Origin of the sequence: Planktothrix agardhii (genome assembly GCF_904830935.1) — a bacterium.
In the GTDB taxonomy this organism is placed as follows: domain Bacteria; phylum Cyanobacteriota; class Cyanobacteriia; order Cyanobacteriales; family Microcoleaceae; genus Planktothrix; species Planktothrix agardhii.
Genome location: NZ_LR882952.1, coordinates 2082225 through 2107825, shown reverse-complemented (window position 1 = coordinate 2107825; position 25601 = coordinate 2082225). Strand labels below are relative to the sequence as shown.

At 39.9% G+C, this 25601-nt stretch carries 27 protein-coding genes; 17 read left to right on the top strand and 10 right to left on the bottom strand.

The features are described 5' to 3' along the window. Window position 1 precedes the first annotated feature (1 nt). Entirely contained in the window at window positions 2–136 is a 135-nt protein-coding gene (locus tag NMG88_RS09740) for an anacyclamide/piricyclamide family prenylated cyclic peptide (protein ID WP_254035373.1), read from the bottom strand. 256 nt (window positions 137–392) lie between these two features. Here NMG88_RS09740 and NMG88_RS09735 point away from each other — a divergent pair, with 256 nt between their 5' ends. From NMG88_RS09735 to NMG88_RS09715, 5 genes are all read left to right on the top strand, one after another. Continuing rightward, entirely contained in the window at window positions 393–719 is a 327-nt protein-coding gene (locus tag NMG88_RS09735) for a hypothetical protein (RefSeq protein ID WP_202807921.1), read from the top strand. Beyond that, the gene (locus tag NMG88_RS09730) at window positions 716–1180 is read left to right on the top strand and encodes a PIN domain-containing protein (RefSeq protein ID WP_227351030.1); all 465 of its coding nucleotides are present in this window, start codon (window positions 716–718) and stop codon (window positions 1178–1180) included. The genes NMG88_RS09735 and NMG88_RS09730 overlap by 4 nt, the downstream gene beginning before the upstream one ends. Before the next feature lie 18 nt (window positions 1181–1198). Next, on the top strand, window positions 1199–1783 hold the full coding sequence (locus tag NMG88_RS09725) for a Uma2 family endonuclease (RefSeq protein WP_235752958.1): 585 nt from the start codon (window positions 1199–1201) through the stop codon (window positions 1781–1783). Between the two features lie 297 nt (window positions 1784–2080). Beyond that, a complete protein-coding gene (locus NMG88_RS09720) occupies window positions 2081–2308 on the top strand; it encodes a hypothetical protein (protein WP_026786035.1) in 228 nt (75 codons plus the stop codon). Then, complete coding sequence (locus NMG88_RS09715) at window positions 2308–2583, top strand: ParE family toxin-like protein (RefSeq protein WP_042155606.1); 276 nt, start codon at window positions 2308–2310, stop codon at window positions 2581–2583. Before NMG88_RS09720 ends, NMG88_RS09715 begins: the two co-directional genes overlap by 1 nt. Window positions 2584–2596: 13 nt before the next feature. On the opposite strand, the gene NMG88_RS22680 is transcribed toward NMG88_RS09715, so the two are convergent. Then, window positions 2597–2683: an anacyclamide/piricyclamide family prenylated cyclic peptide gene (locus NMG88_RS22680; protein ID WP_072005219.1), complete on the bottom strand. Its 87-nt coding sequence runs from the start codon at window positions 2681–2683 to the stop codon at window positions 2597–2599. Between NMG88_RS22680 and NMG88_RS09710 the strand changes: the two genes are divergently transcribed. Both NMG88_RS09710 and NMG88_RS09705 read left to right on the top strand, forming a co-directional pair. Continuing rightward, window positions 2682–2945 carry a type II toxin-antitoxin system HicA family toxin gene (locus NMG88_RS09710; RefSeq protein ID WP_353121956.1) on the top strand — a complete coding sequence of 88 codons (264 nt, stop codon included), beginning with the start codon at window positions 2682–2684 and terminating at the stop codon, window positions 2943–2945. The genes NMG88_RS22680 and NMG88_RS09710 overlap by 2 nt on opposite strands. A gap of 11 nt (window positions 2946–2956) precedes the next feature. Continuing rightward, window positions 2957–3148, top strand: coding sequence for a type II toxin-antitoxin system HicB family antitoxin (locus NMG88_RS09705; RefSeq protein WP_375295604.1), 192 nt, complete (start codon window positions 2957–2959; stop codon window positions 3146–3148). A 171-nt stretch (window positions 3149–3319) separates the two neighbouring features. Here NMG88_RS09705 and NMG88_RS09700 read toward each other — a convergent pair whose 3' ends face one another. Then, window positions 3320–3475 (bottom strand): anacyclamide/piricyclamide family prenylated cyclic peptide, encoded by a 156-nt coding sequence (locus NMG88_RS09700; RefSeq protein ID WP_214559279.1) that lies wholly within the window; start codon window positions 3473–3475, stop codon window positions 3320–3322. 181 nt (window positions 3476–3656) lie between these two features. Here NMG88_RS09700 and NMG88_RS09695 point away from each other — a divergent pair, with 181 nt between their 5' ends. The 7 genes from NMG88_RS09695 (at window position 3657) to NMG88_RS09665 (ending at window position 12430) form a co-directional block, all read left to right on the top strand. Next, complete coding sequence (locus NMG88_RS09695) at window positions 3657–5729, top strand: S8 family peptidase (protein WP_254035372.1); 2073 nt, start codon at window positions 3657–3659, stop codon at window positions 5727–5729. Window positions 5730–5996: 267 nt separating this feature from the next. Continuing rightward, window positions 5997–6536, top strand: coding sequence for a phycobiliprotein lyase (locus tag NMG88_RS09690; protein ID WP_042155613.1), 540 nt, complete (start codon window positions 5997–5999; stop codon window positions 6534–6536). Between the two features lie 5 nt (window positions 6537–6541). Next, a complete protein-coding gene (locus tag NMG88_RS09685; protein WP_081846411.1) occupies window positions 6542–7663 on the top strand; it encodes an extracellular solute-binding protein in 1122 nt (373 codons plus the stop codon). Between the two features lie 119 nt (window positions 7664–7782). Then, a complete protein-coding gene (locus tag NMG88_RS09680) occupies window positions 7783–9234 on the top strand; it encodes a serine/threonine protein kinase (RefSeq protein WP_254035371.1) in 1452 nt (483 codons plus the stop codon). Window positions 9235–9275: 41 nt separating this feature from the next. Then, window positions 9276–9620 carry a BON domain-containing protein gene (locus tag NMG88_RS09675; RefSeq protein WP_026786041.1) on the top strand — a complete coding sequence of 115 codons (345 nt, stop codon included), beginning with the start codon at window positions 9276–9278 and terminating at the stop codon, window positions 9618–9620. A 122-nt stretch (window positions 9621–9742) separates the two neighbouring features. Further along, window positions 9743–11584, top strand: a complete 1842-nt coding sequence (thrS, locus tag NMG88_RS09670) for a threonine--tRNA ligase (protein ID WP_227365066.1) — start codon at window positions 9743–9745, stop codon at window positions 11582–11584. Between the two features lie 543 nt (window positions 11585–12127). Continuing rightward, entirely contained in the window at window positions 12128–12430 is a 303-nt protein-coding gene (locus NMG88_RS09665; protein WP_026786044.1) for a type II toxin-antitoxin system RelE/ParE family toxin, read from the top strand. A 343-nt stretch (window positions 12431–12773) separates the two neighbouring features. Here NMG88_RS09665 and adhE read toward each other — a convergent pair whose 3' ends face one another. Next, window positions 12774–15443, bottom strand: coding sequence for a bifunctional acetaldehyde-CoA/alcohol dehydrogenase (gene adhE, locus NMG88_RS09660; protein ID WP_193372736.1), 2670 nt, complete (start codon window positions 15441–15443; stop codon window positions 12774–12776). 236 nt (window positions 15444–15679) lie between these two features. Here adhE and NMG88_RS09655 point away from each other — a divergent pair, with 236 nt between their 5' ends. Continuing rightward, on the top strand, window positions 15680–18427 hold the full coding sequence (locus NMG88_RS09655) for a bifunctional acetate--CoA ligase family protein/GNAT family N-acetyltransferase (RefSeq protein ID WP_254033762.1): 2748 nt from the start codon (window positions 15680–15682) through the stop codon (window positions 18425–18427). A gap of 41 nt (window positions 18428–18468) precedes the next feature. Here NMG88_RS09655 and NMG88_RS09650 read toward each other — a convergent pair whose 3' ends face one another. Next, a complete protein-coding gene (locus tag NMG88_RS09650) occupies window positions 18469–19806 on the bottom strand; it encodes a GNAT family N-acetyltransferase (protein ID WP_254035370.1) in 1338 nt (445 codons plus the stop codon). Between the two features lie 10 nt (window positions 19807–19816). Next, the gene (gene gmk / locus NMG88_RS09645) at window positions 19817–20374 is read right to left on the bottom strand and encodes a guanylate kinase (protein WP_254035369.1); all 558 of its coding nucleotides are present in this window, start codon (window positions 20372–20374) and stop codon (window positions 19817–19819) included. 224 nt (window positions 20375–20598) lie between these two features. On the opposite strand from gmk, the gene NMG88_RS09640 reads away from it, so the two are divergent. Then, entirely contained in the window at window positions 20599–21279 is a 681-nt protein-coding gene (locus NMG88_RS09640; protein WP_235766004.1) for an RNA-guided endonuclease InsQ/TnpB family protein, read from the top strand. Between the two features lie 84 nt (window positions 21280–21363). Here NMG88_RS09640 and remA read toward each other — a convergent pair whose 3' ends face one another. Further along, the gene (gene remA, locus NMG88_RS09635; protein ID WP_042155623.1) at window positions 21364–21630 is read right to left on the bottom strand and encodes an extracellular matrix/biofilm regulator RemA; all 267 of its coding nucleotides are present in this window, start codon (window positions 21628–21630) and stop codon (window positions 21364–21366) included. A 375-nt stretch (window positions 21631–22005) separates the two neighbouring features. Here remA and NMG88_RS09630 point away from each other — a divergent pair, with 375 nt between their 5' ends. Then, a complete protein-coding gene (locus NMG88_RS09630) occupies window positions 22006–22977 on the top strand; it encodes an NAD(P)-dependent alcohol dehydrogenase (protein WP_227351037.1) in 972 nt (323 codons plus the stop codon). 33 nt (window positions 22978–23010) lie between these two features. On the opposite strand, the gene mtnB is transcribed toward NMG88_RS09630, so the two are convergent. The 3 genes from mtnB to NMG88_RS09615 form a co-directional block, all read right to left on the bottom strand. Further along, window positions 23011–23640, bottom strand: coding sequence for a methylthioribulose 1-phosphate dehydratase (gene mtnB / locus NMG88_RS09625; RefSeq protein WP_227351038.1), 630 nt, complete (start codon window positions 23638–23640; stop codon window positions 23011–23013). A 56-nt stretch (window positions 23641–23696) separates the two neighbouring features. Next, the gene (locus tag NMG88_RS09620) at window positions 23697–24857 is read right to left on the bottom strand and encodes a RuBisCO large subunit C-terminal-like domain-containing protein (protein ID WP_254033760.1); all 1161 of its coding nucleotides are present in this window, start codon (window positions 24855–24857) and stop codon (window positions 23697–23699) included. Window positions 24858–24920: 63 nt separating this feature from the next. Beyond that, the gene (locus NMG88_RS09615) at window positions 24921–25493 is read right to left on the bottom strand and encodes a 1,2-dihydroxy-3-keto-5-methylthiopentene dioxygenase (protein ID WP_254035368.1); all 573 of its coding nucleotides are present in this window, start codon (window positions 25491–25493) and stop codon (window positions 24921–24923) included. Window positions 25494–25601: the final 108 nt, after the last annotated feature.

The following is a 25601-nucleotide window of genomic DNA, read 5'->3' as shown; positions in this document are numbered from 1 at the left end:
ATTACTCCGCGTCGTCGCCCGCAAAAGGATCTAGCAGCACCGCGATCCGTGCGATCGCACCATCACGAGCCACAGTTGCGGTGTTTTCCCGTTGCACAGGAGCGGCTTGTTTGGGTTTGAGGTTTTTCTTAGTCATGGTTTTTACTCCAAATTAAAAATTAAATTTGATTGTTCATTATCGTTGTGCTTACTGTCTTGAGTCAAGTTATTGGCAATAATTTTTAACAGTTTGTTGCTTGTTTTACTGTCTTGAGTCAAGTTATTGGCAATAATTTTTAACATAATATGGCATCCCGCTTTTCTAACAATTAGGGAACAGTTTAGAAGAATGTGCCAGAAAATACAAAGGCTTTTGCTTACAAGCTATCATCATAAAGGATAAAAGGAGATTCATGATGAAAAAAGTAATTCAATCTACTGGAAAGATAGATAGGGTGGGTCAATTATCTTTAGACTATCCAATTAAAGGGACTCCACCCAGTTCGGTAAGAGTTATTATTCTTTGGGAAGAAACAGAAACAGAGGTTAATGACTTTTGGGAACAAATCAAAGAATATCAACAATATCCTTTAATGTCAGCAGAACAATTACAACTGGAATTAAAACAATCTTTGACCGAAGCAGGTTATGATTCAAGGGAGAAAATTGTTGATCTTGTCCAAGATATTAAACGGGAAATATCTCAAGAACGTCAACAAAAACAAGATTCAATACAATGACGAAAATTCCTGAATTAATTTTTTTAGATACCAATGTTTATTTGATTGGCGCAGTTGAGCGACAAAGCCCTGAAGGTTTAATTCTAAAATGGTTAGGTTGGGAAGCCCCAAACGATAATTCTGTGGGGGTAATAATTTCTGAAGAACTTATTGATCAAATTGCCAGAGTTGCTAAACGTTTAAAAAATAAAGATTGGAGTGGAGAAATAATTGGAAGAATTTGGCAAAATTTAAAGTTTTGTTATGTTCAGATTGATGATGTTGAGTTAGCTGAAATGGAAGATTTGGGAGTAATCCCTCGTGAAGATGTGGGTGTTTATTTAACAGCAAAAGTTGGTCAATGTCAATGTTTTATATCTGCTAATCATAAGTTAATTAAGGTTTTAGTTGAACAATCAGGTGAATTTGAATGTTTAACGCCGTCTGAATTTGTGAATAAGTATCTAAATCCTTTAAAATAAAAAAATAGGGCTATTCAAATGATTGCTGTAAAAGATAAGTTTCCTAAGTTAACACCCGAAGAATATTTTATTTGGGAAGAACAACAACTGCTACGCCATGAGTATCTTAGTGGTAGAGTTTATGCCATGAGTGAGGGGACTCAAAATCATGGGCGAATTGCTAGTAATATTATTTTTATCCTTAAAGGTCATTTACGGGGCGGTGGTTGTCAGGTAGGTAATTCCGATTGTCGTGTAAATATTTTTGAAACTAAAGATTATGTTTATCCTGATGTGAGCGTTACTTGTGATGAGCGCGATCGCACTGCAATTCAGGCGATTCAATATCCTTGTCTAATTATTGAGGTTTTATCTGCAAGTACAGCCAATTATGACCGAGGGGATAAATTTAGGATGTATCGTCGCAATCCTAGTTTGCAAGATTATGTTTTAGTTGATGCCGAGAAAATAGCGATCGATTTATACCGCAAAAATGATCGTGGTAATTGGGAAATTTTTAATTATCAATCGGGGGATAATATTGATTTACAAAGTATTGGTTTAATCTTTCCCATTGAGTCCGTTTATGAGGATATTATTTTTGAGGAATTAGGAACAAACTAGGATTTCTAAAACTTGTTCTTTAATTATTTCTATCTCTCGAATAAGACTCCAATCTCACCCCCAAAAAATTTAAGTCTCGTTTAACTTCCCCACCGTGCCAGGTATCCGAAAGCCCTATAAGGATTGTCCGTCAATTCGTTGAGGCTAACCGTACCCCATGGCAAGTAGAAAAAGAGTTTTGACATTTTTTGAGGTGAGTGCTAAAATTAGGGGGACTACTCCCCCGTCATCGCCCGCAAAAGGGTGTTGCCAGATTGGTTTTGCTTTTGTTTGTTTTCAGAAACTCAGGAAGAATCTATGACTCATTTACTAGAAAAAGCATTCCAAGAAGCTCAAAAACTCTCAAATTATCTTCAGGATGAACTTGCACAACAATTACTCGAAGATATCGAGAATGAGTTAAAATGGCAAGAAAGTTTATCTAATCCAGATATGGATTTAGGTATTTTTCAAGAAATGGCTCAGTTAGCATTACTTGAAGATGAAGAAGGTAAGACTGAAGATAAGGGTTTTGGTGAGAAATAATGCGATCATCAAGAACTAGAAGTTTTAGAAAATTATTTACAGTATTACCTCAAAGAATCAAAGAAACTTCCTATAAAAATTATGAGCTTTGGAAAGAAAATCCATTTCATCCGAGTTTAGAGTTTAAGAAAGTCAAACCCAAAGAAAATATTTGGTCAGTTAGAGTAGGAATCGGATGGAGAGCATTGGGAGTAATGAAACCCAATGAAGACAAGATAGTTTGGTTTTGGATTGGTTCTCATGCTGAGTACGATAAAATTCTTGGTACGAAATAATAGTTGTTTAATTTCACCCTGTACCACCCACAGAGGAAGTGGTATTGATTTCCCGTTGTACGGGTGCGGTTTGTTGGGGTTTGAGGTTTTTCTTAGTCATGGTTTGTGTCTCCACATTTTATGAGTTACGACAAATGCCCAAAAAAGTTGGAGAATTGAAACAAATGTTACAGAAAGCAGGATTTATACTCTTGCCTAATAAACGGGGAAAAGGTAGTCATTCTTACTGGATTCATCCCCTTTTACCGAAACCTGTCGTTCTCTCTGGTAAAGACAGCAAGGATGCAAAAACCTATCAGGAAAAAGATATAATGGCAAGCATAAAAGAACTAGAACAATTAGAACAAGGAAATGAACAATGAAATATAGTATTTTGATTCAGTGGTCTGAAGAAGATCAAGCTTATATTGCTAGTTTACCTGAGTGGGGACAATATGCACGGACTCACGGCGAAACCTATGAAGAAGCACTAGAAAACGCGAAGGAAGTTTTAGAAGATTTAGTGTATGGTTATGAGCAAATAGGGAAAATTTTGCCAGAACCAAAGACATTACAGGTCGCTTGAAACCGATTAGTAATTTATGTTGCTCCTTATTCCCCCCTTAGTAATAGTGGCTAAAGTTGCTTATTATTCCCCCTTACTAAAGATGATTAAAAGTGCTGTGCTTATTATTCCCCCCTTACTAAGGGGGGCTAGGGGGGTAGAAACTCAGGTGAGTGCTAAGGATTAAAGGGACTACTCCGCGTCGTCTCCAGCAAAGGGAGTACATTGTCTGGTTAAAATATCACACTCTGTACTAGCAAATAATGCTTTTTCACCTTGACCAGAAGTTGTTGTCACTTGACGTTGTACCGGGGCAGATTGTTGGGGACGGATATTTTTCTTGATCATTGTTTGTGTGTCCAGATTAGTTGAAGTTTGACTGACTGGATGATAATCTAAGGTTATGCTGGTGGTTGAGTCTTTGTAATGATTATTAACAATGCTTATTAGCAAATAGGTAAAGTTTCTCTGTACAATGCTCAAGAGTAGAGTGCTTCTAATGTAAACTAAAATTATTTGATCGATAACTATGCCAGATTTAATTACTATACCTGGAATACCCGAACTTTGGACTCATACAAAAGGCGATTCTCGGATTAAAATTGCTATTCTTGACGGTGCAGCAGATTTAGATCGAGCTTGCTTTAAAGGTGCAAAGATTACTCAATTTAAACCCTATTGGGCAGAAGATATTGAACTCAATGATGAGTATTATCATTATTTAAAATTAGCGACAGAATTTAATCAACAACAAAAGGCTAAAAAAGAAGACCCAGATCACGATAAAGAAGAAGCAAAAAAAGAAAGAGAAGCCTTTTTTAAAGATTTCCCTGAAGACATTAAAAGACGGATTGATTTATCTAGTCATGCTACTCATATTTCGAGTACAATTTTAGGACAGCATGGCTCTCCCGTGGAGGGTATTGCGCCTAATTGTACGGCGATTAATATTCCGATTTCCTTCGCTGGAGATGATTTTATTTCCTTTGTTAATCTCACCCATGCGATTAATGAAGCATTAAAAGCCGAAGTTAATATTATTCATATTGCGGCTTGTCATCCTACTCAATCAGGAATGGCTCAAGAAATCTTTGCTCGTGCTGTGAAACAATGCCAAGATAGTAATATTTTAATTGTCGCTCCGGGTGGTAATGATAAAGGTGAATGTTGGTGTATTCCTTCGATTTTACCCGATGTTTTAACAGTGGGTGCAATGCGTGATGATGGACAACCTTTTAAGTTTAGTAATTATGGTGGTGACTATCAACAGAAAGGCGTAATGGCTAACGGTGAAAATATCTTAGGGGCTGAACCTGGAACCGATATTCCGATTAAACAACAAGGGACGAGTTGCGCTGCACCAATTGTTACCGGAATTTCCGCTTTATTAATGAGTATGCAACTGCAAAGAGGGGAAAAACCTAATGCTGAAACCGTGCGACAAGCTATTTTACAAAGTGCTATTCCTTGCGACCCGAAAGAAGTAGAAGAACCGGAACGTTGTTTGTTAGGTAGATTCAATATTCCGGGGGCTTATAACTTATTAACAGGAGAACGATTAACAACGGTTAAAACTTCTGAAATCAGACAATCAGAAATTACTATTCCTGTTAATAATATTACTCCTCTAACTAAAATAGAAAACCCAATTAACAGCCCATTACTAACTTTAAGTAATGTAATTGCCAGCAATTCTTCGGCCGTAGCTGTGGCTAATATTACCGCTAGTCAACCTACTAATGGTATTACTGCTAGTGCTGCATCCAAATTAGTTTATGTTTTAGGAACAATTGGTTATGACTTCGGGAGTGAAGCCCGACGGGATAGTTTTAAACAATTAATGCCAGCCGTAGAAATTGACGATACAACGATTCCCGCTAATCCTTATGATGCTTCTCAAATCGTCAATTATTTAGCCGAAAATCCATCCGAAAGTAAGTCTTTAATTTGGACAATTAATCAAGAATTTAACCCTATCTATGCAATCGAAGTAAAAGGCGGTTTTGCTGCGGATGTTTACGAAATGCTCAACTTAATGTTAGCTGGACAAATTGAACCCGAAAGCAGTGATGATCATATAGAAAGAGTGAGTATTCCTGGGCAAATTACTGATAAAACAATTACCCTATTTTCCGGTCAAGAAGTTCCTGTAATTACGATTAATAATATTAGGGGAATGTACGGTTGGAAAGTGAACGGTTTAGTGGATGCAGCTTTACAAACTCTTTCTGAAGAACTAGCTGACGCTAACGAGATTCAAATGCGAAGAAGTTTAAGTAGTTTCCTGAAAAGAGTCTATTTTGATTTGCAAAATTTAGGAAAAACCTCTAAAGACCGGGCGTTAAATTTTGCAGCAACTAACGCTTTTCAAGCCGCTTCTAGTTTTGCTCAAGCTGTTTCTACCGGGATGGAATTAGATACAATTGAAATCGAAAAAAGTCCCTTCTGTCGGGTTAATAGTGATTGTTGGGATGTGAAATTAAAGTTTTTTGATCCTGAACGGGGTTTGAGAGCCAAAAAGGTTTATCTTTTTAGTATTGATGTGAGTTATATGATTCCAGTGACATTGGGGCAAGTTCGTTCTTGGTCTGTACCTAAGTAGGGATTATTCATTGTTTTGTGATGAAATTTAGATTTTTGAACACAGAGACATTGAAAAATTGAAACAATTAGTGTATTTGTAGCCTAACTCTACCACCCAGTAGATATTATCAACGGTCTCAATTAAACTTTTTCTGCCCATCGTCGGAAAATCATTGCCAGTTTAAGTCTGTTATGATTAAATTAAGAATTGTGACAAACATTTGAGTTTTCCTCTCCTGTGAGGGAAGGATTCCACCCGTTCATATCGTGTTGAGGAGCAGCCACAATGAAAGCCCTGATCCAGCAAAACCCCCGTGAGATTGCCTCCCAAGTGGCAGACTATTTTAGCCGCAGTGTGGGAAATTGGTATTCAGAACGGCGCTACTACACACTTCCAGAGGGAAATACCCAAGAAGTCGCCAGCGAAATTAACGTAGAGTTTTTAGAACCGGGCTGTCCTGATTTGCTCGATATTGCTCAATTACACCAATTAGATGACCCGATGCTCCTCAGTTGTGGGTCAAAAGTGACTTGGAAAAGTTCTAATTCCATCTCCGGTAAAAAAATGTCCACCGGATCAACTCGGTTTGGGGTCTGTGACACCTGGCTTTATCGAGATCGGGGATTTATGACACCCAAACCCGTTGTGGCTGAATTTTATATGCTCGATGTCAATACGTTATGTCTGAGAAGCGAGTACAATGGTTCTATGTTTGAAGAAGAAATTAAACTGATTGGCCAACGATACCGCACGCGGCAAACGATTATTTCACGGGCTGGGGAACAAACTATGATCGGTCAGTATTTAGAGAAACGGATTGAATAGCGACCGTGAAGCGAAGGTTTTTTCTACAGGGAATCGGTGCTTTAACTTTAAGTCAGGTCGTAGCTGGATGTAAACAAGCTGTGGCACTGACGGTTGAAGTTCTCAAGGGTTCTGTTCCCGCCCAAGTGGCGAACAAGTTTCGACAACAATTCGGCCGAGGGGCGGTGAATTTTGTCCCCCAAACCCAACTCAAAGATTTATTTGAACGCTTGGAAAAAGGCCAGTCCAAACCTCCAACTCAGCCTTCGTCCCAAGCTAATTTGGTGATGATTGGGGATTTTTGGTTACATTCGGCCATTCAACAAAAACTGATTCAACCCCTTGATCCGAAATTATGGCCCGCTTGGTCACAACTTCCTTCCCGTTGGCAAAATATTGTCCAACGCAATACCCAGGGTGAAGTTGATCCTCAAGGTCAAATTTGGGCGGCGCCCTATCGTTCGGGTAGTACAGTAATTATTTATCGGGTTGATAAGTTTCAGGGGTTGGGATGGACACCGAAAGATTGGAGTGATTTATGGCGTCCCGAATTACGTCACCGAATTTCTTTACCTGATCAAGCCCGGGAAGTGATTGGTTTAACCTTGAAAAAATTAGGTCATTCTTATAATACAGCCGATTTAAGTAAAGTCAAAAACTTAGAATCTGAACTGCTTAAACTCCATCAAAATATTAAACTTTATGATTCTAATAGTTATCTCAAACCGTTGATTTTAGGGGATACTTGGTTGGCGGTGGGTTGGTCTACGGATATTTCTCCAGAAGTTCAATATCAAAACGGGTTAGCCGCCGTTGTTCCTCAATCTGGGACGGCTTTATGGTCAGATTTATGGGTCAAACCTGCGGAGGTTCAATCTTCTCCTACCGCCACTTTAGCAGATAATTGGATTGATTTTTGTTGGTTGCCTCAAGTTGCGACTCAACTATCATTATTAACCGGAACAACATCCCCAATTATTTTGGGAATGAACCCCCAAGAGTTACCCCAATCTTTAAGGGAAAATCCTCTATTATTTCCTGATCAAGCTATTTTAAAAAAAAGTGATTTTCTCGAACCCCTTTCGCCCAATTCCGTGAAACAGTATCAACAGTTATGGGGAAAAATTAGACGGGGAAAGTTACAATAAATTTCTTTGATAATAAGTACCTAAGCAAAATCAATTACACATCCTCCACCCAGATCCGGCGTTCCCTGTTCCCTGCTATACAATATAATAGCAACCTTTATTTGAGCGCTCACCAGATCATGCTAACTGCGGGAACTTTGCTTAATCATCGGTTTCGACTGAAACGCCAACTGAATGAAAATCCGATTCGCCAAACCTGGTTAGCGGATGATTTATTACTTAAAGATAAAGCGGTTGTCAAATTATTAGCATTAGGAGGTTCAATGCAATGGGAGGATTTAAAATTATTAGAACGGGAAGCACAGGTTTTAAAACAATTAAATCATCCTCGTTTAGTTAAATATCGAGATTATTTTTCCCTAGATGATCAAAATATTTGGTTTGCTTTAGTTACTGAATATATTGCGGGTGACTCCCTCAAACAAAAATTAGACAATCATCATCTATTTACTCAACAACAATTATACTGGATCACCTTTGAAGTTTTAGAAAATCTTAATTATTTACATCAACTCCATCCGTCTATTTTACATCGAGATATTAAACCAAGTAATTTAATTTGGGGAGAAGATCATCATATTTATTTAATTGATTTAGGTTCGGTACAAATTCAACCGAGAACCCCCGGATCAAGTTTTACTGTGGTGGGAACTTTTGGATATACTCCTATTGAACAATTTGGCGGTTTAGCCGTTCAATCTTCTGATTTATATAGTTTAGGAGCCACATTAATTCATCTCTTAACGGGTGTTCCTCCGGCGGAATTACCTCAAGAAAAGTTTAAAATGAAGTTTAACGGGGATATCCTAGATCCGGCGTTTAAAAGTTGGTTAGAAACCTTAATAGAACCCGCCGTAGAATATCGTTTTGCTACTGCTCAAATGGCTTTGTATGCGTTAAACTATCAACCCAAACAGTCTTTGAAAAAGACCTCAGAACCCCATTTAAAATTATCCCAATCTTCTAATAATTTAAAAGTTGATATTCCCTCTCAGTTTTCCCTACAATATATTTCTCCAGTCCAGAAAATTTTATTAAATCAAATCAGTTTATTAAAAAAGGGTTGGCAAATTATTCCAGGATCGATGATCATTAAAGGATTGGGATTGGGTGCGATCGCTTCTTTCATTACCTACAAACTTTATACTATTTTAAATCCGGCTATTTTTGAACAGATTGATTTAGGGTTAATTATTCTATTTTATTTGACTTTATTGGGGATTCCTGTTAGTATAGTATTATTGATATATAAGGCTATTATTGATTATAAACCCTTTGAAAAAGTTCAACTCAATTTTAATAATAAAACCTTTGAGATTTTCTGGTCTTCTTATTTACCCTTTCGCAAACGAGGAGAAATCTCCCAAATTCAACAAATTAACTTAATTAGAACCACCGATAATCAGGGTAATTTTTATCCGAGCTTAGAAATTGTGACCCAAGAACCCAATATTTTATTTTTATCACGTCGCAAAACCTATCGTTTTGGGCATCAATTACCCGAAGAAGAATTAAAAGGATTAAAACAAGAATTGCAAAAATGGCTTGCTTCTAAAACCGATCTCCATTAAACTAAAATATTATTATTAATTAAATTAGGATATTTGATTTTATGGCATGGTTTGAACGTATTTTTGGTAGTCTCACTGGTGGAATTCCTGGTAAACCGGATAATGATGTGGTAAAACAGGCGGCGGCTAGTGCTTCCCTTCCCCCGGAACGCATTGGAATTGCGGGAGAATATGATGAAAGCGGATTAGCTAAACGGGTGACTTTAGCTTTTGATGAAGACCCCGAACTCAAAGATATTGGTTCCCTGTGGGTGTCCCAGAAAGGCGGAACTGTTGTTCTCAAAGGCAAAGTCCCCAGCCCAGGTTTTCTGGAAAAAGCAGTTAATATTGCCGAATTTCAAGCCGGAACTTTGAGCGTTGATACGTCCCAAGTGACAATTGAGTAAGGGAGCAGGGGAGTTGGGGAGCAGGGGAGTTGGGGAGTGTTAAGTCTGTTTTTTCTCTTTGTTTCCTCTGTTCTGTACAATTGAATTAAGAAACTTTTATTTTGCTTTTGTAACTTTAATCAATGTCTATATCAGAGTTAGAGGGTTCTCAAGAACCCTTAGAGAAAAAAGTCCATTTGCCTAAAACCAGTGAATCCGAGAGTTTAAAACGGATTAGGCATACTGCGTCCCATGTTATGGCAATGGCAGTTCAAAAACTGTTTCCCAAGGCACAAGTCACCATTGGCCCTTGGATTGAAAATGGGTTTTATTATGATTTTGATAGTCCCGAACCCTTTACCGAAAAGGATTTAAAATCCATCCAAAAGGAGATGGTTAAGATTATCAAACGGAAACTCCCCGTAATTCGGGAAGAAGTTAGTCGGGAAGAAGCCCAACAACGCATCCAGAAAATAGGAGAATCCTATAAACTAGAAATCCTACAAGGCCTACAGGAACCCATTACCCTCTATCATCTAGGCGAACAATGGTGGGATTTGTGTGCGGGGCCCCATGTTGAGAATACGGTTGATATTGACCCTAATGCGATTGAACTCGAAAGTGTAGCGGGGGCTTATTGGCGTGGGGATGAAACCAAAGCCCAACTACAACGGATTTATGGGACAGCTTGGGAAACCCCCGAACAATTGGCCGAACATAAACGCCGCAAGCAAGAAGCCATCCGACGTGACCATCGCCGTTTGGGTAAGGAGTTGGGACTGTTTATCTTCTCCGATTTAGTGGGGCCAGGATTACCCCTCTGGACACCGAAAGGAACCCTATTAAGAAGTACCCTAGAAGATTTTCTCAAAAAAGAACAAGTTAAGCGGGGCTATTTAGGTGTAACGACTCCCCATATTGGTCGGGTAGATTTATTTAAAACATCAGGACATTGGCAGAAATATCAAGAAGATATGTTCCCGATGATGGCCGACGATGAGGAAGCCAAGACCAATGAACAGGGATTTGTTTTGAAACCCATGAACTGTCCTTTTCATATCCAAATTTATAAAAGTGAGTTACGTTCCTATCGGGAACTTCCGATGCGGTTAGCAGAATTTGGAACAGTATATCGTTATGAACAATCGGGAGAATTAGGAGGGTTAACCAGGGTTAGAGGTTTCACCGTAGATGATTCCCATTTATTTGTTACTCCTGAACAATTGGATGATGAATTTGTCAAAGTTGTCGATTTAATTCTATTTGTATTTAAGAGTTTACAACTAACCAACTTTAAAGCCAGACTAAGTTTCCGTGACCCTAGTTTAGATAAATATATCGGGTCAGATGAAGTTTGGAATAAATCAGAAGCAGCAATTCGTCGGGCGGTAGAAACTTTAGGAATGAACTACTTTGAAGGGATCGGAGAAGCCGCTTTCTATGGCCCGAAATTAGACTTTATCTTTCAAGATGCTTTAGAAAGAGAATGGCAATTGGGAACAGTTCAAGTTGATTATAATTTACCTGAACGCTTTGATTTAGAATATGTTGCTGAAGATGGAACCCGTCAACGTCCAGTAATGATTCATCGTGCACCCTTTGGTTCTTTGGAACGATTAGTGGGAATATTAATAGAGGAATATGTTGGGGATTTCCCCATCTGGTTAGCACCCGTACAATTTCGACTATTACCCGTGAGCCAAGAATTTCTTCCCTTTGCTCAAGAAATTGCTCTCAGAATGCGGTCTGCTGGAATTCGGGCGGAGGCGGATGCGAGTAGCGAGCGTTTAGGGAAATTAATTAGAAATGCTGAGAAGGATAAAATTCCGGTGATGGCTGTGGTTGGGGCCAAGGAAATAGAAGCAAATTGCTTGAATATCAGAACTCGTGCGGATGGAGAGTTAGGGGCTATTCCGGTTGAGGATGTAATTCAACAACTGCAACAGGCTATTTCTAGTTACGGCAATTTTACCAAGACGGTATAAATTCAGGTTTACACCTGGACAGAACCATCTGATAGGATTGATCTGTCATAACTATAGGCTGGATTTTATAGCAACCGCCAAGGCAGTTAGGACACCAGACGGATCTTGGAACCCAGACGGTGAAGTATTTCCCCCTGTTCCCTCCCCCACCAGCCCTGCGTGCACGGGGGGTTTGGGGGGCTGTTCCGGTGTTCCCTGCTATAAACAATGACTGAAGCATTCGATTCCCCTGGGACATTTTCCATCGGGACATACAATTTATCTTTTATTATGACAACCTTATTCACCGATAAAGTCGGGGCTAACACTATCTTTCGGGTGCTTCAGTTATCGAAAACTATAATAACTATAAAAAAAACCCAAAAAAATTATGAGTGGAACCAAAAAGGAAGTAGAATCTTTGTTGAGTAACCTACCTGATGATTGTTCACTGGAGGATGTACAGTACCATCTCTATGTAATCGAAAAAGTCCGTCATGGACTTAAGATTCACGAAACGACCAGGAATCTCATACAAGAGGAAGCAGAAGGTTTATTAAGTAAATGGGTTATCAAGTAGTTTGGTCGCCTCAAGCCATAGATGATATTGATGCAATTGCTGCTTACATTGCACGAGATTCAATTTCTTATGCGGCGGCGGTTGTCCAGAGAATCATTGATGTTACGCGCAACTTGAGCAAGGCTCCTGAAGCGGGAATGATTGTTCAAGAATTTGGCGATGAAAACATCCGTGAACAATTTGCTTACACCTATCGAGTCATTTATCAAATCCAAGAAGACATTGTTACCATTGCCTCGGTCATTCATGGCAAAGCCTTATTAAACATTGAATTGAGTCAACAGTAAATTTTTATTTCATCCCCGTAGAGACGCGCCATGGCACGTCTCTACAAGTTTTTCAGGGTTTGGCGAAATGATTTGGCAGCAACTAAAGGATTAGGATGTTGTACATATTCCGCATAATTGTCTCGATAAAGCTGAACTTCTCCCAACTCAAATTTTAGTAAAAGCTGATTGTCGTACCACGTAGAGCCGTTTTAGCATAATATTTTTCGATTAAGGTAACACTTAGAATAGCTACCAAATACTTACTTTACCATGATTAGTGATTTTTCCAAAGAGAGCCGATGAAATGATCGGGTGATAGGGATGAAAATTTTGATAAATTCACCCCATCACCCCCTCGGTATTAACCGCCAATCATAGTTGGTTGGGGTTCAAAGACGGGGAAAATGCGATCGCCATTGTAATCATTAGAAACTAAAGGATGACCATAATAGGCATCAATTAACAGTTGTTTCAAGTCCTTAATTAAAGGATAACGGGGATTGGCTCCGGTACATTGATCATCAAAAGCTTGGTCAGCAACTTCATCTAATTTAGCCAGAAATTCCGCTTCACTGATATCTTTTAAAACCTCCTTAATTGAAGCCGGAATTCCCACTTGGCGCTTTAATTCTTCGATGGCTAAAATCAAATGATCGATTTTTTGATCTTCGGTGTCTCCCCCTAAGCGCAGATAATCCGCAATCCGAGAATAGCGCCATTTAGCATTCGGATATTTATACTGGGAGAAAGTGGCTTGTTTAAACGGAACATCGGTAGCATTATAACGAATAACGTAACTAATCATTAAGGCATTTGCTAACCCGTGGGGAATGTGGAAAGTCCCACCTAATTGATGGGCTAAGGAGTGACAAATTCCGAGGAATCCATTAGCAAATGCCATCCCCGCCATAGTAGAAGCATAGTGCATTTTTTCCCGAGCTTTGGGATCATTTGCTCCATTATTATAGGAACTCGGCAGGTATTTAAAAATTAACCGAATTGCCTCTAAGGATAACCCATTGGTATATTCCGAAGCTAATACCGAAACATAGGATTCTAAGGCATGGGTTAGGGCATCAACGCCCCCAAAAGAGGTTAAACTTTTGGGCATATTTAACACCAATTCCGGGTCAACAATTGCCATATTTGGGGTTAAGGCATAGTCGGCTAAAGGATATTTAATATTAGTGCGGCGGTCGGTGACAACGGCAAAAGGCGTTACTTCTGACCCGGTTCCAGAGGTAGTAGGAATCGCAACTAACATCGCTTTTTTGCCCAAAGGTGGCAATTCATAAACCCGTTTACGGATATCCATAAACCGCATTGCTAACCCTTCAAATTCGATATCAGGATGTTCATACATCAGCCACATAATTTTAGCTGCATCCATGGGAGAACCCCCACCAATGGCAATAATTACATCGGGTTTAAACGTATTCATTAAGGTTAATCCCCGTTGTACCGTATCTAAAGAAGGGTCGGGTTCAACATCGTAGAACACATCATATTTTATTCCAATTTCCTCTAAAACTCCTTCGAGGGAACGGGTAATTCCTAAATCAAATAGGGGTTTATCGGTGACAATAAAAGCCCGTTCTTTTCCAGCTAATTCTCGAATAGCAACGGGTAAAGATCCATATTTGAAATATACTTTGGGAGGAATCCGAAACCAGAGCATATTTTCTCGACGTTCGGCGACGGTTTTAATGTTTAATAAATGCCGAGGTTCGACGTTTTCGCTGATGGAATTGCCTCCCCAACTGCCACATCCCAAGGTTAAAGAAGGGTCAAGACGGAAGTTATAAATATCACCAATAGCTCCTTGAGAAGACGGAGTATTAATTAAAACCCGGGCGGTTTGAACGGTATTTTCAAACCGTTTAATATGGTCGATATTGTTGGGAGAAGTGTATAGAGAAGCGGTATGTCCCCGTCCCCCTAACTGTACTAAAGTATCGGCTTTTACCACCGCATCCTCGAAATCCTTAGCCCGATACATGGCTAAAATCGGAGAAAGTTTTTCATGGGAAAAGGGATCATTTTCATCAACTTCTATCCCTTCTCCAATAATTACCCTGGTTTCTTCCGAGAGATTAATTCCGGCTAATTCCCCTAATTTTTGCACGGGTTGACCGACAATTTCCCCATTCAAATGTCCGTTCACAAAAATAACCTTTGCCATCCGTTCCCGTTCTTCTGGGGTTAGGAAATAGGCGCCGCGTAGGGTAAATTCTTTCTTGACTTCTTCGTAAACAGAATCAACCACAATTACCGATTGTTCACTAGCACAAATCATGCCATTGTCGAAGGTTTTACTAATAATAATTGAGGAAACGGCCATTTTAATATGGGCGGTATCGTCAATTAAAGCCGGGGTATTCCCCGCCCCGACCCCCAGGGAAGGATTACCGGAAGAATAGGCTGCCCGTACCATTCCTGGCCCTCCAGTGGCTAAAATTAGCTTAATATCCGGGTGCTGCATTAGGGCTTGGGACAGAGGTACGGTGGGTGCATCAATCCAGCCGATAATGTCTTCTGGGGCTCCGGCGGCGACGGCTGCATCTAAGACAATTTTGGCAGCGGCGGTGGTACAATTTTTGGCACGGGGATGGGGAGAAAAAATAATCCCGTTGCGAGTTTTCAAGGCAATTAGGGCTTTAAAAATAGCCGTTGATGTTGGGTTTGTTGTCGGAACAATTCCGGCTAAAATCCCCACGGGTTCGGAGATTTTTTGAAACCCAAAGGATTTGTCTTCTTCGATGACACCACAGGTTTTTTCATGTTTATATTTGTTGTAAATAATTTCTGAAGCAAAGTGGTTTTTAATCACTTTATCCTCTACAACCCCCATTCCGGTTTCTTCTACGGCCATTTTTGCTAAAGGAATCCGGGCAGCATTTGCCGCTAGAGCCGCTTTTTTAAAAATATAGTCTACCTGTTCCTGGGTATAGGTTGCATACTTTTGTTCTGCAACCTTGACCCGTTGGATTAGGGATTCAAGTTGATCAATATTTGTGACTTTTTCCATGATGATATATGCTCCTGTTTCTGTTTGGATTCAGGTTGTTGTGGTGTTCGTTTATATCATAATAGTTTTTGTCGATTTTGGAATCTGGCGGGGACAAAATTACTAGATTTTAATATAAATTTAATATTAATTTAAGATTAAAGCCCTATTTTGAGAGACAGAAACTTTGTATAATTGATCCATAAACTAATCAACTCTTACACTGATAACTAATAACTGATAACTGATAACTGATTTCTATGGTAGCCACAACAACCCGAATTTCCGACCCCGCCCATGATGTCTTACGCTACGAACATCAATCTCTGAATGCGATTTTTAACCCTAAAACCGTTGCTGTGATTGGGGCTACAGAAAAGCCCAATAGTGTTGGTAGAACTCTACTATGGAATTTAATTAGTAGTCCCTTTGGTGGGATGGTTTTTCCCGTTAATCCCCATCGCAATAGTATTTTAGGAATTAAAGCCTATCCTAGTATTAAAGATACTCCAGAACCCGTTGATTTAGCTATCATTGCCACCCCAGCCGCAAGTGTTCCCTCTGTCATGGAAGAATGCGCCATGGCTGGAGTTAAAGGGGTGATTATTCTATCGGCTGGATTCAAAGAAATTGGCCCTAAAGGAATAGAATTAGAACAGAAAGTTTTAGAAATTGCACGATTAAATAAAATTAGAATTATCGGCCCCAACTGTTTAGGATTAATGAATCCCTTAACCGGACTTAATGCCACCTTTGCTAATGCCATGGCAAAACCGGGAAGCGTTGGCTTTATTAGTCAAAGTGGGGCTTTATGTACTTCTATTTTAGATTGGAGTTTCCGAGAAAATGTCGGTTTTAGTGCCTTCGTTTCCATCGGTTCAATGTTAGATATTGGTTGGGGAGATTTAATTTATTATTTAGGCAATGACCCCCATACTGAAAGTATAGTTATTTATATGGAATCTATCGGGGATGCCCGATCTTTTTTATCCGCAGCTAGAGAAGTAGCCCTGACTAAACCAATTATTGTGATTAAAGCCGGACGCACCGAAGCCGCAGCCAAAGCCGCAGCCTCCCATACCGGAGCCATGGCCGGAAGTGATCATGTCTTAGATGCGGCTTTTAGACGTTGTGGCATTCTGCGGGTGTATCATATTGCCCATTTGTTCTCCATTGCGGAACTTCTCAGTAAACAACCCCGACCCAAAGGGCCGCGACTTACAATTTTAACCAATGCCGGAGGGCCAGGGGTATTAACCACAGATACCCTAATTGGGGAAGGAGGAACCCTAGCCCAACTCTCCACCGAAACCCTGGAAGCCCTGAATCAAGTGTTACCGAACCAATGGAGTCATGATAACCCGATTGATATTTTAGGGGATGCTGACCCGGAACGCTATGCGAAAGCCTTTGATATCGTGGTTGAAGATCCGAATAGTGATGGTATTTTAGTAATTTTAACCCCCCAAGCCATGACTGACCCAAGCAAAACGGCGGCACAGTTAAAAGAGCGCTGTCTGAAAATGCCCAATAAACCGATTTTAGCGAGTTGGATGGGGGGCGCGGATGTAGCATCCGGGATCGAAATTCTGAATCAAGCTAATATTGCCACTTTTTCCTATCCCGACTCGGCGGTACGGATGTTTAACTATATGTGGCGCTACACCTACAATTTAAAAGGTTTGTATGAAATTCCTAGTTTACCAAAGGCTAGTGAGAATGAAAGTCTGGTTTGTGATTGTGTGCAACATCTGATTAACTCGGTTTTAGCTGAAGAACGCACCCTATTAACGGAGTTTGAATCTAAGCGCCTACTTTCAGCCTATGGGATTCCCACTGTACAAACCTATATCGCCTCAAATATTGATGCAGCCGTTAACGCAGCCGAACAGTTAGGGTATCCGGTGGTATTGAAACTATTGTCAAAAACGATTACTCATAAAACCGATGTCGGCGGAGTAAAACTCAACCTCAACACCCCAGAAGCCGTCCGTCAAGCCTATACCGCCATTGAAACCTCCGTAACTCAACAGGTGGGGGCCGAACATTTCCAAGGAGTGACGGTACAAAAGATGGTCAAATTAGAAGGCTATGAATTGATTATTGGCAGTAGCCTTGATATCCAATTCGGCCCGGTGTTGTTGTTTGGCATGGGAGGACAATTAGTAGAAGTCTTCAAAGATCGCGCCTTGGCTTTACCTCCTTTAAATACTACCCTTGCGCGGCGGATGATGGAACAAACCAAAATTTATAAAGCCCTGTTAGGGGTGCGGGGACGGCATTCGGTGGATATGGAAGCCTTAAAACAGTTATTAGTCCGGTTTTCTAATTTAGTCGTTGAGCAGCCTTGGATTAAAGAGATTGATATCAACCCTTTGTTGGCTTCGGAAAATGAGTTAATTGCCTTAGATGCCCGGGTGGTATTACATTCCCCCGACACCAAACCCGAAGATTTACCTAAACCCGCCATTCGCCCCTATCCTCGGCAATATATCAGCCATTGGACATCCCAAAAAGGTATGGAGATTACGATTCGGCCCATCCGTCCTGAAGATGAACCTTTGATGGTCAAGTTCGATGAAAGTTTATCGGAGGAAAGCGTCTATTTGCGTTATGCTCATCTGGTGAAACTCAGTTCCCGTGTCACCCATGAACGGTTATCACGACTGTGTTTTATTGATTATGATCGGGAAATGGCCTTAGTTGCCGAATATCAACACCCGGAAACAGGGGAAACTAAAATTATTGGGGTGGGACGACTGAGTAAAGGCTATGGTAACGATGAGGTGGAATTTTCCTTACTGGTGAGTGATAGTTACCAACGTCAAGGAATTGGTACGGAGTTATTGCGCCAATTACTGAATATTGCCCGTCAAGAGAAAATGCCTCTAATTTTTGCCGAAATTCTTAGCGATAATCGGATTATGCAGAATATTTGTCAGCAATTAGGATTTACCTTAAATCAGATTATTGGTGAACCGATGGTGAGGGCAGAAATTGAATTTTAATCCACTAGAAACACAAAGCTAAGATATACAGTTTAACTTAATTAAGGTGAAACCCAAAACATTCCTTTAATCCCGTTAGGATCGGTAATAAACCCTAAACTATGATAGAAATTAACCGCTTTATTCCCAGCAAATAACGTAATATTTTCAATATTTTGCAATTGTAGCTGTTCTAAGGTATACCGAATTAAAGACTTTCCTAATCCTTGATTTTGAAAACTAGGATGAATTACCACATCCCAAAGGGTGGCATTATAAACGTGATCTGAAACAGCCCGGGTAAACCCAATTAATTGTTTTTGGGTGGGGGTGACAAACCAAAGGGTGACAACTAAAAAACTGTGTTTTAGGGCGATTTTCATGTGTTCATGATCACGAGTCATCCAACTGACTGCTTTAAAAAGTTGATCTAATTGGCTCAAGTCAAAATTAATATCGGTACTAAAGATAAATTGTTCGAGTTTTTGATTAGTTGCTAAAGGAATATTAAAATTATTGGCGTTGATATCAGTAGTAATACCATCATCATATTTAGACCATTTCTGGGAGTTTTTATCAATATTTTGATGTTGTAAATTAATTGATGTTTCTAAGTCAGTTTTTTTCTGGGAAAGAGTATCAAATTTTTCGGTAATAGAAATCTCATTTGGGTAAAATTCCATCGCAATTTTATATAGAATTAAAGCTGCATTGATTAGGTGTTTTTGTCGGAAAAAATCAGCAATTTTAAGCCACGCGCTTTGATTTTGACTTAAAAATTGAATAATAGTTTGATACTCAGGATACTGTTGATGATTTTGACTCACTTTTTGATAATGAGCGATCGCTAAATCAAACTTTTCAGGTAAATGATATTCTAGGGTTTCCCCTAATTTAGTCGCAATCACGACAAAATCCTGTTCTTGATTAGTTTGGTGAAGAATGACTAAACTTTTCCAATAATTAATGATGGCTAAATTCCATTTTTTTTGCTGCACTAAACCATCGGCTAAATTACAATAAGACCAATGAAAATTGGGGTTTAATTGAATCGCTTTCCGATAAACATGAACCGCTTCTTCCCAATATTTTAATTGTAATAAGCTGTTCCCTAGATTATGATAAGACCAGGAAAAATTAGGATTGAGTTGAATCGCATGACGATAATTAATAATGGCATCTTGCCATTGTTCTTGTTTCAAAAAAACATCCGCTAAATGGTGATAAAACCAAGAACAATGGGGATTTAATTGGATCGCTTGACGATAATTAGCGATCGCATCTTGCCATTGTTCCTGCTGATCATACAAACGCCCTAAATTTGCATAGGATTCAGCCGATTTGATATCCCTTGCCATCACATTTAAAGAATCGGGTTTTAACGGGTCTTCCTGGGGCATATTTTTCGGCTTAAACAGGAGAATATAATACGGATTCTAAACGCCGTAAGGCGAAATCTAAATCATCATTAATCACTTCAAAATCAAACTCACTAGCCGCGTCCATTTCCGCTCTAGCCCTCATTAAACGCCGTCGAATGGCATCTTCAGAATCCTGACCTCTACCGCGTAAACGCCGTTCTAATTCATCAATAGAAGGAGGCATAATAAAAATGCTTAAAGCCGATGGAAAAGTAGAACGAATTTGTCGAGCACCCTCCAATTCAATCTCTAACAAAACCGATATTCCTGCCTCAATTTTTTCTTTAACAGCAATTAAGGGAGTTCCATAACAATTTCCCGTAAATTCAGCCCATTCTAACAATTCTCCCCGTTCTATCATGTTTTGAAAACAAAGGTGATCAACAAAATAGTAATCTTGTCCATTGATTTCACCGGGACGGGGAGAACGAGTGGTCACGGAAACGGATAAATGAAGTTCAGGATGATCTTTGATTAGGGAACGAACCAATGTTCCTTTTCCGACCCCACTAGGGCCTGTCATCACAATTAATCGGCCTTTTTTCATGATATTTTAATCACGTTAGACGGTTGCAAACAAAGTAATAGGGAATCCCTGATTTTCCCTTGAACCTGCTGATGGATTCAAGGAATTGAATCGGAGTCTTTCTATCTTCTCATCGGAAAATTGGGTTTGAAACCCCGTCCTTTAGCGATAGCGGAGGACGGCTTTTAAATTTAATTTAAACACAATCTGACCATTTTCATCAACTATGTGCTAGAACGTGAGATATGGAAAAAGCATACAGTTACCGATTTTACCCAACACCTGAACAAGAGTCGCTATTGCGACGCACGTTAGGCTGTGTAAGATTAGTTTACAATCAGGCACTCCATGAACGAACTCAAGCATGGTACGAAAGACAAGAAAGAGTAGGATATAGTCAAACGTCTTCAATGTTAACTAATTGGAAAAAACAGGAAGATTTAGACTTTTTAAATCAGGTAAGTTGTGTCCCCTTACAACAAGGATTAAGACACTTACAAACAGCCTTTACTAACTTTTTTGTGGGTCGTGCCAAGTATCCTAATTTTAAGAAAAAACATCAAGGAGGTAGTGCAGAATTTACTAAGTCGGCTTTTAAGTTTAAAAACGGACAAATCTACTTAGCGAAATGCTTAGAACCCTTAGCCTATAAATGCCGTTGGTATGGGAGAAACTATATCGAAATAGACAGATGGTTTCCTAGTTCTAAACGGTGTAGTAATTGTGGGCATATTGTGGAAAAAATGCCGTTAAATATTCGAGAATGGGACTGTCCAAACTGTGGGACTCACCATGACCGAGATCTTAACGCCAGTAAAAATATTTTGGCGGCCGGGCTTGCCGTGTCAGTCTGTGGAGCGAGTGTAAGACCCGAACAGAGTAAATCTGTGAAGGCAACTGCTAAGAAGCAGAAACCTAAATTGTGAAGTTTAGGAATCACCGTCCGTTTTACGGCGGTGAGGATGTCAAGCTATGCCAATGGAAACCAAGAAGCATAAATAACAAATCCCCTAATCATCGCGGGAATTGCCGTCTTTGGTCATCACAAAGCGATGGGCAACGGTTTCCGGTTGAATTGCAGAGAGAATAACATGGCTAGAATCCGTAATAATCACCGCCCTAGTTCTGCGTCCGTAGGTGGCATCAACTAACTGTCCCCGCTCCCTGGCATCATTAATAATCCGCTTAATCGGAGCCGATTCAGGACTAACAATGGCAATCACCCGATTAGCAGAGACAATATTACCAAAACCAATATTGATTAACTGAATATCCATAAAAATTGAATTGATAGGATCTATCAAAGTTTTTTTCTACAATTCCATCATAGTTAAAATTTATCAGATTTACAACGATTAATTCAGTAAAAATTTTATTTTTTATCTTCTTGAGTTTGCCTTATAGTGTTAAGCCAAAGCTAAAAAATAGCCTGTTTTGATCGAGACTAGGAATCACAAAAATCAAAACAGATTCAACAAAATTAACTCGATGATGATTCGGAATTAAAATTTTCCCTGTTACCCATTCCCCATTGCCTATTCCCTACTTCCAACAATCTTATTTTTTAGAACGGATTTAGACTAGCTCTATTCATCCCCGGTTCTAGGAATTTGTGTTAAGCTGACAGATGTTCCTTGGATAATTAATAAGTTATGAAAGCAATTGTTATTCATCAATATGGGTCGCCCGATGTTCTTCGTTATCAAGATATTCCGACCCCAACGATTAAACCGGATCAAGTTTTAGTCAAAATTCATGCTAGTAGTGTTAATCCTGTGGACTGGAAAATTAGGCAGGGATTATTACAACCCGTATCTGGCTACAATTTCCCCAAAGTTTTAGGCTCAGATTTATCAGGGGAAGTGGTGGAAGTCGGCTCACAGGCGACGCGCTGGCGGGCGGGAGATCAGGTTTATGGCTTCGTTAACCCGTTATTTGGAGGGGCCTATGCCGAGTATGTGGCTGTGCCTGCCGGGAATTTGACCTATAAACCTCAAAATATGACTTATGCGGAGGCTGCAACGGTTCCCATAGCTGGATTGACGGCCTTGCAGGGGTTATTAGATTTAGGTCAACTGCGACCCGGACAAAGGGTTTTGATTAATGGGGCGTCTGGCGGTGTGGGAACCTTTGCGGTGCAAATTGCTGTGGCCATGAATGCTGATGTCACGGGGGTTTGCGGGACTTCTAATGTTGATCTTGTTAAACGTTTGGGGGCTCATACGGTGATTGATTACACCCAAGAGGATTTTACCCGGCAAGAAATTCAATACGATATTATTTTTGATGCGGTCGGTAAACAATCCTTTTTTAATTGCGAAAAAATTCTAAAATCCGATGGCATTTATATCTCAACTTTGCCCACAATTGATAATATGGGAGCCACCTTACAAACTTTATTTTTTGCGGGTAAAAAATCAAAATTAGTCCTAGCTCAACCGACTCGTCGAGATTTAGATGCGCTGCGAGATTTGATTGAAGCGGGCAAAATTCAAACGGTAATTGATCGGACTTATCCCTTAAATGATCTAGCCGAAGCCCATACCTATAGTGAGATGGGGCGCACCGTTGGCAAAATTGCAATTACTGTTAATGAAGGGTTACAAACCATTAATATTGAGTAAGTTTAGGGGCGAGGTCTTCTCGCCCAAACTCTATTAATGTTGAAAATTCAATCCCGCTTGACGAGCCGCCACAATATAGCGGAAAATATATTCTACTAATTCAATATGGTTTTCTGCGGCTTCTGGAGAAGTTGCCCAAACCGTTACTCCATGATTTCTAATTAACAACCCTGGAACATCAGGAGTAGTTTGTTTAAACCGTTGAATAATATCTTCAGCAATTCGAGATACTTCTAAATAGTTCTCAAAAACGGGCATATAAACTTTAGGGTTTTCTTGCCAAATTCCCAACCCTTTTAACATTTCAATGGGCGGTAAAGGCAGTCGTTCATGAGCAATAAAGTTTGAGACCAATTTGGCTTCAACTGAATGAACATGATAACAGGCATTTGCATCGGGAAACAAAGAATATATTGCTTGATGAATACTGGTTTCTGCCGAAGGTTTATTGTTAGGAGCAGGGTTTTCTAATATCTCTCCGGTTAGGGACATTCTCACAAAATCCTCCGTAACTAATTTGCCTTTTTGTTTGCTACTAGCAGTAATCCAAAAACTATTATCAGGCATTTTAGCCGAAAGATTTCCGGCCGTCCCTGCCATCCAACCCAGTTGATGAAATTGGCGAGACGCATGAATTAAAGATTGACGGAGATCGGTGTTCATGATCAATTACTGATTAGGAATTACGAATTAGGAATTAGGAATTAGGAATTAGGAATTCATGCCCATTTTTCCATTGCCTGCCTAAGAGCGCCGGGGGGCATTTTGTTAACATCAAAGGGTAGACCCCGTTGATACCAGTCGAGGGCTTGGAAGAAGGCATTAACCCCCGCTCCTGGGCCGTTTGGATGCTCCATAATCCCTGTCCCGGCATTCAGAATTACATCATTTCCATAGTCCGATAGGGCTTTGGGGACAATTCCGGGGTGAATTCCGGCCGAGGGTACAGGGAAGACATTGCGCGATCGCAACTGCTCACAAATCCGCTTTTCCTCAACGGGATCAAAGGGTAAACTGCCATAATGGGCGGGATATAACACCGCATCCGCCCCAGCGTGGGCCATTAAGGTTCCCAAAATCACGGAATAGGAAAAACCCGTATCACCAGAGGCACATAACGCCCCCGCCAAGGCAGGATGGGCGAAAATTGGAACATTCAATTCTGGATCGGCGGCTAGGGCTTCTAAGACCGAAAAACCGTAGGTGAGAACGTTTAATAATAGGGCATTTGCCCCTTCTTTCACCAGTATTCGGGCTTTTTCTAATAGGGTTTGGGCATTTCCAGTAACATTAATAGCATACAAAACCGTGCGCCTGGTTTCTTGTTTAATTTGGTCTAAAATCGGACGACAAGCTCTTAATCTTTCTAGGGTTGGGGCGGTGTTTAAATCCCCCATAATTTCATCATCTTTAATAATATCTAATCCGGCCGTTGCCACTTCTTGTAAAATTGTAGCATGATCCTGGGCTGAAAGTCCTAAAGCGGGTTTAAAAATTGCCATAATTAAGGGACGATCAAAAACTTGTAATTGTTGACGAATTCCTGATATGCCAAATTTTGGCAACTGACCATAATTATTGTCGAGTCTAACCGCAACTATTTTACCAACTCCAGCCATTGAATATTTGCCAAAAATCATCGTTAGCAAACTAGCAATATCATTTTCAACGTTAATTTCAGGAAAACTAACCGTTGCAATATTATAACCTTGTTCGTCGGTTTTAACATTAATAACTTGGGCTAAATGCGATCGCAAATTATCCTCACGATGGCTAAATCTTTCGTCCCAAGTTCCTGCGGTTTGTCCGATAGCAATGACTTTCGCCTGACGCGACGCATCAATATTAGGTGGAAAACGATAATCAACTTCAATGGTCATGGTTTTTTATTCTACTAATTGTTATCATTGAAGTAGAGACGTTGTATACAACGTCTCTACAAATTAATTCAAAGCCAAGGTCTTTTTCGGTCTTCTGGAAAAAATTCTAATTTCAGTATCGGTATATTCGGGAGTCCAACCTTCGGTTGTCGTGAAATAACGAACCGCTTTAATCCGTCGAGTTTCTGTTAAATAAAACCAATGTTCTGTATGAGCCGGAACATTAATATATTCTTCAGGCTTAACAGTTAATTCCACTTGACTTCCATCGGGACGGACAAAGCCAAAAACTCCTTCCCCATCAATAATATAACGAACTTCATTATCAGCATGAATATGGCATCGTTCAAATTTTGCTAATAATGTTTCTAAATTAGGGGTATCAGGATTAAGAACAATTAAATCCCGGGACTGATAACCTGCGGTTTGTTGTAATTGTTCAAAATATTGATCTAATCCTTGCAAAACTTCCGCTTTTTCGTTATCGTTTAATCCGAGTTGATTCAATAATTTAATCAATTCTGGATCTGTACCCACAGACCAATGGTTTAAATGAATATTCAGACTGGCTAATTCTCGCTGAATTTCATCTAATTCGGTGTAAGTTGTTCCGTCTTCTAACTGTAAAACTGCCATGTTTCACCTCCGCAGTATGAACCGTTTTTAAGTCAAATACTATTATATAGCGGTGTGTTGTCGCGTGAGATACAACGCAAAACCCGGTTTCTTAAAAAATATCTTTGC